Genomic DNA, 8479 nt, shown 5'->3' on the forward strand with positions numbered 1-8479 from the left:
TTCGGGGCGGTTTCCGCTGCTTACGATCCTCGTGCGCGGCTCGCCCTGCCGTGCGCCCCCGTCGCCCCCGAGGTGCCCCATGACCCGCTTCCGCGGACTCGTCGCCCGATCCGCCGCGCTCGTCGCAGCCGCCGCCCTGACCTTCGCCGGCGCGACGCTCGCGACGCCGGCTGCCGCCGACACCGCCCCGCTCGAGGGGACCCCGCTGACGGTCGCCGCCGACTCCCTGCCGACCGTGCAGATCGACGGCGTCGTCTGGCAGCAGGGCATCGCGGGGTCGCGCGTCTTCGTCGGCGGCGACTTCGCGAACGCGCGCCCGGCCGGCTCGTCCGCGGGCACCAACCTCGTGCCCCGCGCCAACCTCCTCGCGTACGACCTGGCGACCGGCGTGCTCGACGCGTCGTGGGCGCCGAACCCCAACGCGCAGGTGCGGACGGTCGCGGTGTCGCCCGACGGGACGCGCGTGTACGTGGGCGGCAACTTCACGAGCATCGCGGGGCAGGCGCGGTACCGGATCGCGGCGTTCGACGCGGCGACGGGCGCGCTCGTCACGTCCTTCAACCCGGGCGTCGACTCGCAGGTCCGCACGATCGTCGCGACCAACACGACCGTGTACGTCGGCGGCTCGTTCACCAACGCCAACGGGTCGGCGCGCAACAAGGTCGCCGCGTTCAACGCGGCCGACGGCGCGCTCCTGCCGTGGGCGCCCAGTGCCGACGACGGCTCGGTGAGCGCGCTCGTCGTGTCGCCCGACCAGACGCAGGTCATCGTCGGCGGCAGCTTCTCGACGTTCAACGGGAGCGGGAACCCGGGCTACGGACTGGCGCGCGTCGACGCCGTCACGGGTGCGACGCTGCCGCTCGCGATCAACGGGCTCATCCGCAACGGCTCGACCCAGGCGTCCATCACGAGCCTGTCGAGCGACGCGACCAGCTTCTACGTGACGGGCTACGTCTTCGGCAGCACCGGCAACCTCGAGGGCACCGCGCGCGGCGACTGGGCCACGGGCGAGCTGATCTGGGTCGAGGACTGCCACGGCGACACGTACGCGGCGTGGCCCGGCCCGGGTGACGCGGTGTACGTCGCGGGACACCCGCACTACTGCGGCAACATCGGCGGCTTCCCGCAGACCGAGCCGTGGACGTTCTACCGCGCGCTCGCGTTCAGCAAGGCCGTGACGGGCGTCGCGACCGCCGACCCGTACGGCTACTACAACTACGCGGGCAAGCCCACGCCGACGCTCCTCAACTGGTACCCGGACATCAACTCGGGCTCGTACACCGGCCAGGGTCAGGGCCCGTGGACGGTCACCGGCAACGACCAGTACCTGCTGTACGCGGGCGAGTTCACGATCGTCAACAACAAGGGCCAGCAGGGCCTCGCGCGGTTCGCGCGCACGGACACCGCGCCCAACAAGCAGGGTCCGCGCCTGGGCTCGTCCACGTGGCCGCTGTCGGCGGCGTCGTTCCAGTCCGGCACGGTGCGCCTGAGCTGGCCCGCGAACTACGACCGCGACAACGAGAACCTCACGTACACCGTGTCGCGCAACGGGCAGGTGATCCACACCGTCACGGCGGCGTCGGTCGTCTGGAAGCGCCCGCAGATGGGCTTCCTCGACACCGGGCTGACGCCGGGAACGACGTACACGTACCGGATCAAGGCCGTCGACCCGTTCGGCAACTCCGCGATCACCGACCAGGTCCAGGTGACCGTCTCCGACGACGCCTCGACCAGCGCGTACGCGGAGCAGGTGCGCACCGACGGCGCGACGTCGCTGTGGCGGCTCGGCGAGCCCAGCGGCACCACCGCGTTCGACTGGGTGGGCTGGTCCGACCTGACGCTCGGGTCGACCGTGACCCGCGGCGCGGCCGGCGCGATCGTCGACGACCCGAACGCCGCCTCGACGTTCGACGGCACCGCGAGCTCGACGGGCGCCACGAGCACGGCGATCCAGGGACCGGACTCGTTCGCGGTCGAGGCGTGGGTCAAGACCACGACCACGCGCGGCGGCAAGATCGTCGGGTTCTCCAACCTCCAGACGGGCTCGTCGGGCAGCTACGACCGGCACGTCTACATGGAGAACTCCGGGAAGATCACGTTCGGCGTGTACCCGGGCTCGGTCCGGACGCTCACGAGCTCCGCGTCGTACAACGACGGCCAGTGGCACCACGTCGTGGCGTCGATGGGCACCGAGGGCATGAAGCTCTACGTCGACGGCCGTCGCGTCGGGCAGCGCGCCGACACGACCACGGGCCAGGCATACGCCGGCTACTGGCGGATCGGCGGCGACAACCTCGGCGGGTGGCCGAACCAGCCGACGAGCAGCTACCTCGCGGGCAGCATCGACGACGTCGCCGTCTACCCGGCGCCGCTCACGGTCGCGCAGGTCGAGAACCACTACACGCTGTCGGGCCGCACGGTCGCCAAGCCGCCGGCACCCGCCGACAAGTACGGCAAGGCGGTCTACGACGCCGGCCCCGAGCTGTACTGGCGGCTCGGTGAGGGATCGGGCACGACCGCGGCCGACTCCGGCCCGTACGGCACGCCGGGCGTGTACCGCGGCACGTTCCTGCGCAGCCAGACCGGCGCGCTGTCGGGCGTGAGCAACACCGCGGTCCGGTCGCTCGGCTCGAGCAACACGCTCGTCGCGAGCACGCAGCAGGTCTCGAACCCGACGGTGTACTCGCAGGAGCTGTGGTTCAAGACGTCGACCAACAACGGCGGCAAGCTCATCGGCTTCGGCGACACCAACACCGGGGTGTCGGGCAGCTACGACCGGCACGTCTACATGGAGACGAACGGGCGTCTGACGTTCGGCACCTGGACGGGCGTGGCCAACACGATCACGACGGCCGCGTCGTACAACAACAACCAGTGGCACCACCTGGTCGCCACGCAGGGCCCCGACGGCATGAAGCTGTACGTCGACGGCGCCCTGCAGGGCACGAACCCGCAGACGGGTGCGCAGGCGTACAACGGCTACTGGCGGATCTTCGGCGACACGACGTGGGGCCCGCAGGCGTGGTTCGCGGGCACGATCGACGAGGTCGCGGTCTACTCCTCGGTCCTCGACGCGCAGACGGTGACCAACCACTACGCGCTCGGCAAGACCGGCCAGCTGCCCAACCAGCCGCCCGTGGGCGCCTTCACGTCGACGCCGACCGACCTCGCCGTCGCGTTCGACGCCACCGGGTCGACGGACTCCGACGGCACCGTCGCCGGCTACGCCTGGACGTTCGGCGACGGCGCGACCGCCACGGGTGCGACCCCGTCGCACACGTACGCGGCGGGCGGCACCTACACCGTCACGCTGACGGTCACGGACGACAAGGGCGCGACCGCGCAGGTCGCCCACGACGTCACCGTGGTCGCGCCGAACCAGCTGCCGACGGCCGGGTTCACCGCGACGCCGACGGACCTCACGGTCGCGTTCGACGCCGGCACGTCGTCCGACCCGGACGGCACGATCACGCAGCACGCGTGGACGTTCGGCGACGGCACGACGGGCGACGGACCCGCCCCGACGCACACGTACGCGGCGGGCGGCGACTACGAGGTGACGCTCACCGTCACGGACGACCGCGGCGGCAGCGCGCAGACCGTCCGCACGGTCACGGTCGTGGCGCCCAACCAGGCGCCCGTGGCGGCGTTCACCGCGACGCCGACCGACCTCACGGTCGCGGTCGACGGCTCCGCGTCGGCCGACGCCGACGGCACCCTGACCGCCCACGCGTGGGACTTCGGTGACGGCGCGACCGGCACGGGCGCGACGGCGTCCCACACGTACGCGGCGGCCGGCACGTACACGGTCACGCTGACCGTCACGGACGACCGCGGCGACACCGGCACGACGACCCGTGAGGTCACCGTGGCGGCGCCGGTCCCGAACCAGGGCCCGGTGGCGGCCTTCACGGCGACGCCGACGCACCTCGCGGTGGCGGTCGACGCGTCGGCCTCGACCGACGCGGACGGTCAGATCACGTCGTACGCCTGGCAGTTCGGCGACGGCGCGACCGCGACCGGCGCGACGGCGAACCACCCGTACGCGGCCGACGGCACGTACACGATCACGCTCACGACGACGGACGACGACGGCGACACCGGCACCACGACCCGCGAGGTCACCGTGGCCGCGCCGCCCGCCGACGCCCCGTTCGCGCTCGACCCGTTCGCGCGGTCGGTCACGGGCGGCTGGGGCTCGGCCGACACCGGCGGCGCGTGGACGGTCCAGGGCGGGGCGGCGAACTTCTCCGTCGCGAGCGGCACGGGCGCGATGCGCGTCACCGGCGCCGGGTTCCGCCTGTCGTCCTTCCTGCCGGTCTCGTCGACCAGCACGGACCTCACGGCGAAGGTCGCGCTCGACGTCATGCCGACGGGCTCGGGCACCGACCTCGAGCTCGCGGGTCGCACCGCGGGCACGACCGACGGCTACCGGCTGCGGCTCAAGATGCTGTCGACGGGCGTGGTCCGGGCGTCGATCGTCGGGATCTCCGCCGGCACCACGGTCACCGTGGCGCAGGTCAACGTCCCCGGCATCACGTACGCCGCCGGGCAGACGCTGCAGACCCGCTTCCAGGTGACCGGGACGGGCACGACGACGCTGCGCGCGAAGGTGTGGGCCTCGGGCTCGCCGGAGCCGACGGCGTGGACCCTGTCGGGCACGAGCACCACGGCCGCGCTGCAGGCCGCGGGCGGGATCGGCCTGTCGGTGTACACGTCGGCGACCACGACGACGCTGCCGCTCACGGCTCGGTGGAGCGAGCTGGTGGCGCGCCCGGTCGTGCCATGATCGCCGCTCAGGGGGAGCGACGTCCGGCAGGGGGACCGATGGAGGACGGCTCGAAGACGGTGGCTGCGCACGACGCGGCGACGGCCGGTCACGACGACCCGCGCACGGTCGTCGGGGTGCTGACGTACAGGCGCCCCGACGACCTGCGGGCGGCGCTGCCGATGCTCGTGGCGCAGGCCGCGCTGCTCGACCCGCCGGCGGAGGTGCTCGTCGTCGACAACGACCCCGACGGCGGTGCGCGCGGGGTCGTGGAGGACGAGGCGGCGCGGTCCGCGGCCGACGGCGGTCCCGTCGTCCGGTACGCGCACGAGCCGCAGCCGGGCATCGCCGCGGCCCGCAACCGCGCGTTCGACGAGTCGGGCGACGCCGACCTGCTGGTGTTCATCGACGACGACGAGCGGCCCGTCCCGACGTGGCTGCGCCTGCTCGTCGACACGTACCTGGTGGACCGACCGGAGGGTGTCGTCGGGCCCGTGGTCTCGGAGTTCGAGCAGCAGCCCGACGCGTGGGTCGCGGCGGGTCGGTTCTTCGACCGCCGACGCCTGCCGACGGGCACGACGACCGACGTCGCAGCCACCAACAACCTCCTGCTCGACCTGGCGCGCGTGCGGGCGCTCGGGCTGCGGTTCGACGAGCGGTTCGGCCTGTCCGGCGGCTCCGACCAGCTCCTCACGCGGCAGCTCGCGAAGGCAGGCGGGCGGATGGTGTGGTGCGACGAGGCCGTCGTGGTCGACGTCGTCCCGCCCGACCGCGTGACGCGACGCTGGGTGCTCGCGCGCGCGTTCCGCAACGGCAACACGTGGGGCCGCACGTCCGTCGTGCTGGCCGACGGCCCGCTGGACCGCGCGCTCGTGCGGGCGCGCGTGACGGGGCAGGGGGCGGTCCGGGCCGCTGGGGGCGCGGCCCGCTGGGCGCTCGGCACCGTCACCCGCTCGCACGTCCACCAGGCGAAGGGCCGTCGCACGTTCGCACGCGGGACGGGCATGATCGCGGGGGCGTACGGCACGGTGTACGTCGAGTACGCGCGCGACGGGCGGCGTACGGTGCGCGCCGGGAAGGTGCCGGGCGCGTCGTGACCCGCAGGACCGGGGAGACCGGGGGGCCGGCGGTGGAGGACCGCACGAAGGCGAAGGGCGGCACCGCCCGCAGCATGACGATCACGCTGGTCGGGAACCTGTTCCCGCCCGTGGTCGCGCTCGCGAGCGGCCCGATCCTCGCGCAGTCGCTGGGCGTCGACGGACGCGGTGCGGTCGCCGCCGCGACGGCGCCGCTCGGGCTCGCGATCGCGCTCATGACCTTCGGCGTGCCGGAGGCCGTGTCGTACGCGGTCGCGCGGCACCCGCGGCTCGTCCGGGTCGCGGCGCGCAACGGTGCGGCCATCGTCGTGCTCGCGGGCCTGCTCGCGACCGGGGCCGTGTTCGCGGCGCGCGAGTGGCTGTCGGGCGGCGACCTCGAGATCCAGAAGCTCATGGCGGTCGCGTCCCTCGCGGTGCTGCCGACGCTCCTGCTGGGCGTCCTGCGCGGCATCGCGTCCGGCCTGCAGCGCTGGGCGATGGTGGCGTGGGAGAAGGTCCTCGCGTCCGGCCTCCGCCTGGCCGTGCTGATCCCGCTGTGGCTCACCGGCCACCTGACGCCGTTCACGGCGACCGTCGTGCTCGCCGTCATGCCCGTGATGGGTGCGCTCGCGTACCTCACGCTGCCCCGACGGCTGCCGCCCGCCGAGCCCGACACCGAGGGCCTGGCGTCGACCCGCGCGCTCACCGGGTACGGCCTGCGGCTCTGGATCGGCACCATCTCGGGGATCCTGCTGTCGCGCGTCGACCAGACGATCATGACCCCGCTGAGCAGCGCCTACGAGCTCGGCCTCTACGTCGTCGCGGTCAACGTGAGCGAGCTCCCGCTCGTCATCCACCGCGCCGTGCGCGACGTGACGTTCGTGACCGACGCGAGCCGCAGCGAGGACGCGCGCCTCGCCGCCGCCGCCCGCATCTCGACGCTCATCTGCACGGTCGTCGCGCTCGTCCTCGGCGGCACGATGATCTGGTGGCTCCCGCTGCTGTTCGGCGAGGAGTTCGCGCCCGCGGTGCCCATCGCGTGGCTTCTGCTGGTCGCCGTGGTCATCAGCACGCCCGGGTCCATCGCCGGCGCCGGTCTGTCCGCGCGCGGCCGCCCGGGCCTGCGCAGCATCGCGCTCGTCATCGCGTGCGTGCTCAACATCGGCCTGCTGGTCCTGCTCGTCCCCACGTACGGGGCGATGGGCGCCGCGTGGGCGACGCTGCTCGGCTACGTCGTCTCGTCCGGCCTGAACCAGTGGTTCCTCAAGCGGCTGTTCGGCGTCTCGATGCTGTCGTTCTACGGCGTCCGCCGCACCGACCTGACGATCCTGCGCGGCTACGCGGGCTCACTGGTCGGCGGCGTCACCCGCCGCCTCCGCCCCCGCCGCTGACGCGCCCCGCCGCTGACGCGCCCCGCCGCTGACGCGCCCCGCCGCTGGCGTCTCTCAGACGAGGCCGACCGCGCGGGCCATGCCGTCGACGAGGTGCGCGGACGTGAACCGGTCCTCGACCGCCTTCCGCGCGCGCTGACCGAGCGCGACCGCCGCGTCCGGGTCGTCGAGCAGGCCGAGCACGCGGTCCGCCAGCTCCGTCGGCTCCTGAGGCTCGACCAGCAGCGCGGTCTCGCCGTCGCGGTGGTAGTCCTCGTGCCCGGGCGTCGCGGTGAGCACGACGGGCCGGGCGGTCGCCATCGACTCGAGGCTCACGGTGAGCCCGGACATGTGCAGGTTCGGGCGGGTCGCGATCGCGACGACGCTCGCCCGTGCGTACAGGTCGCGCAGCTCGGTGTGCGACAGCCGCGGCACCTTCGTGACGCCGGGAGGCGCGGGCACGTCGGAGGAGTTCTGCACGACGATCTCGACGTCCGGGCGCGCCTCGTGCACGCGCGACAGCGCGGCGAACAGCGTGGTGGGGTCGCGGTCCCGGTCGCCGCCGACGCTCACGACGAGCGGTGCGGGCGCGGGCGGCTGCGCGGAGAAGAACTCGTGGTCGACGCCGAACGTGAAGAACGACACCGGCGGGCCCGACCGGCCCAGCGCGGCCTCCAGCGGCTCGACCTGCGCGCGGCTGTTGACGAACACGCCGTCCATGCGCCGCAGCACGTCGAGCGCACCGCGCACCCGGTCGGACGACGGGTCGATCTCGAGGGCGTCCGTGAGCCAGATCGTGCCGGCGAACATGCGGGCGTGCGGGGACAGGACGAGCATGCGGCGCGCGAGGTTCTCGTCCCACGCGATGCCGACGTCGGGGCGGCCGCGGTGCGGCACCGCGGCGCGCAGCAGCGCGCGCACGCGGTCGGCGCGCGTCGGCTCGGGCAGGCTCGCGGTCGTGACCGACGCGCCGGTGCGTTCGAGCAGGTCGAGCCCGTAGGGCCAGCGGCCGGGCACCTCGCCGCGCGCGTGCCGGGCCTCCCACGACGCGACGTCCCGCTCGGCTCGGAAGACCACCTCGACGGCGGTGCGGGTCGCGGTGACCGGGGTCGCGGTCATCGGGGCTCCTCGGGGTGCAGCACGACGGGACGCGGCGCGCCGACGGCGCGTGCGAGAGCGGGACGCGGCACGGGTGCGCGGCGTGCGAGGGCGGCGGCGCCGGGGTGCTGCGGACAGGCGGCGCGCGCGCGAGCGGAGCGTCGGGC

At 74.0% G+C, this 8479-nt stretch carries 4 protein-coding genes; 3 read left to right on the top strand and 1 reads right to left on the bottom strand.

Annotated features, from left to right (window positions below; genetic code table 11):
- Window positions 1–79 precede the first annotated feature (79 nt).
- The 3 genes from CTKZ_RS10770 to CTKZ_RS10780 are packed head-to-tail and all read left to right on the top strand — an operon-like array spanning window position 80 to window position 7235.
- On the top strand, window positions 80–4789 hold the full coding sequence (locus CTKZ_RS10770) for a PKD domain-containing protein (protein ID WP_124342948.1): 4710 nt from the start codon (window positions 80–82) through the stop codon (window positions 4787–4789).
- A gap of 38 nt (window positions 4790–4827) precedes the next feature.
- Entirely contained in the window at window positions 4828–5865 is a 1038-nt protein-coding gene (locus tag CTKZ_RS10775) for a glycosyltransferase family 2 protein (RefSeq protein ID WP_124342949.1), read from the top strand.
- Entirely contained in the window at window positions 5862–7235 is a 1374-nt protein-coding gene (locus CTKZ_RS10780) for a flippase (RefSeq protein ID WP_124342950.1), read from the top strand. The genes CTKZ_RS10775 and CTKZ_RS10780 overlap by 4 nt, the downstream gene beginning before the upstream one ends.
- Before the next feature lie 54 nt (window positions 7236–7289).
- Here the strand turns inward: CTKZ_RS10780 and CTKZ_RS10785 are convergent, their stop codons facing one another.
- Window positions 7290–8333: a glycosyltransferase family 4 protein gene (locus tag CTKZ_RS10785; protein ID WP_124342951.1), complete on the bottom strand. Its 1044-nt coding sequence runs from the start codon at window positions 8331–8333 to the stop codon at window positions 7290–7292.
- Window positions 8334–8479: the final 146 nt, after the last annotated feature.

Origin of the sequence: Cellulomonas algicola (assembly GCF_003851725.1) — a bacterium.
Lineage (GTDB): Bacteria > Actinomycetota > Actinomycetes > Actinomycetales > Cellulomonadaceae > Cellulomonas > Cellulomonas algicola.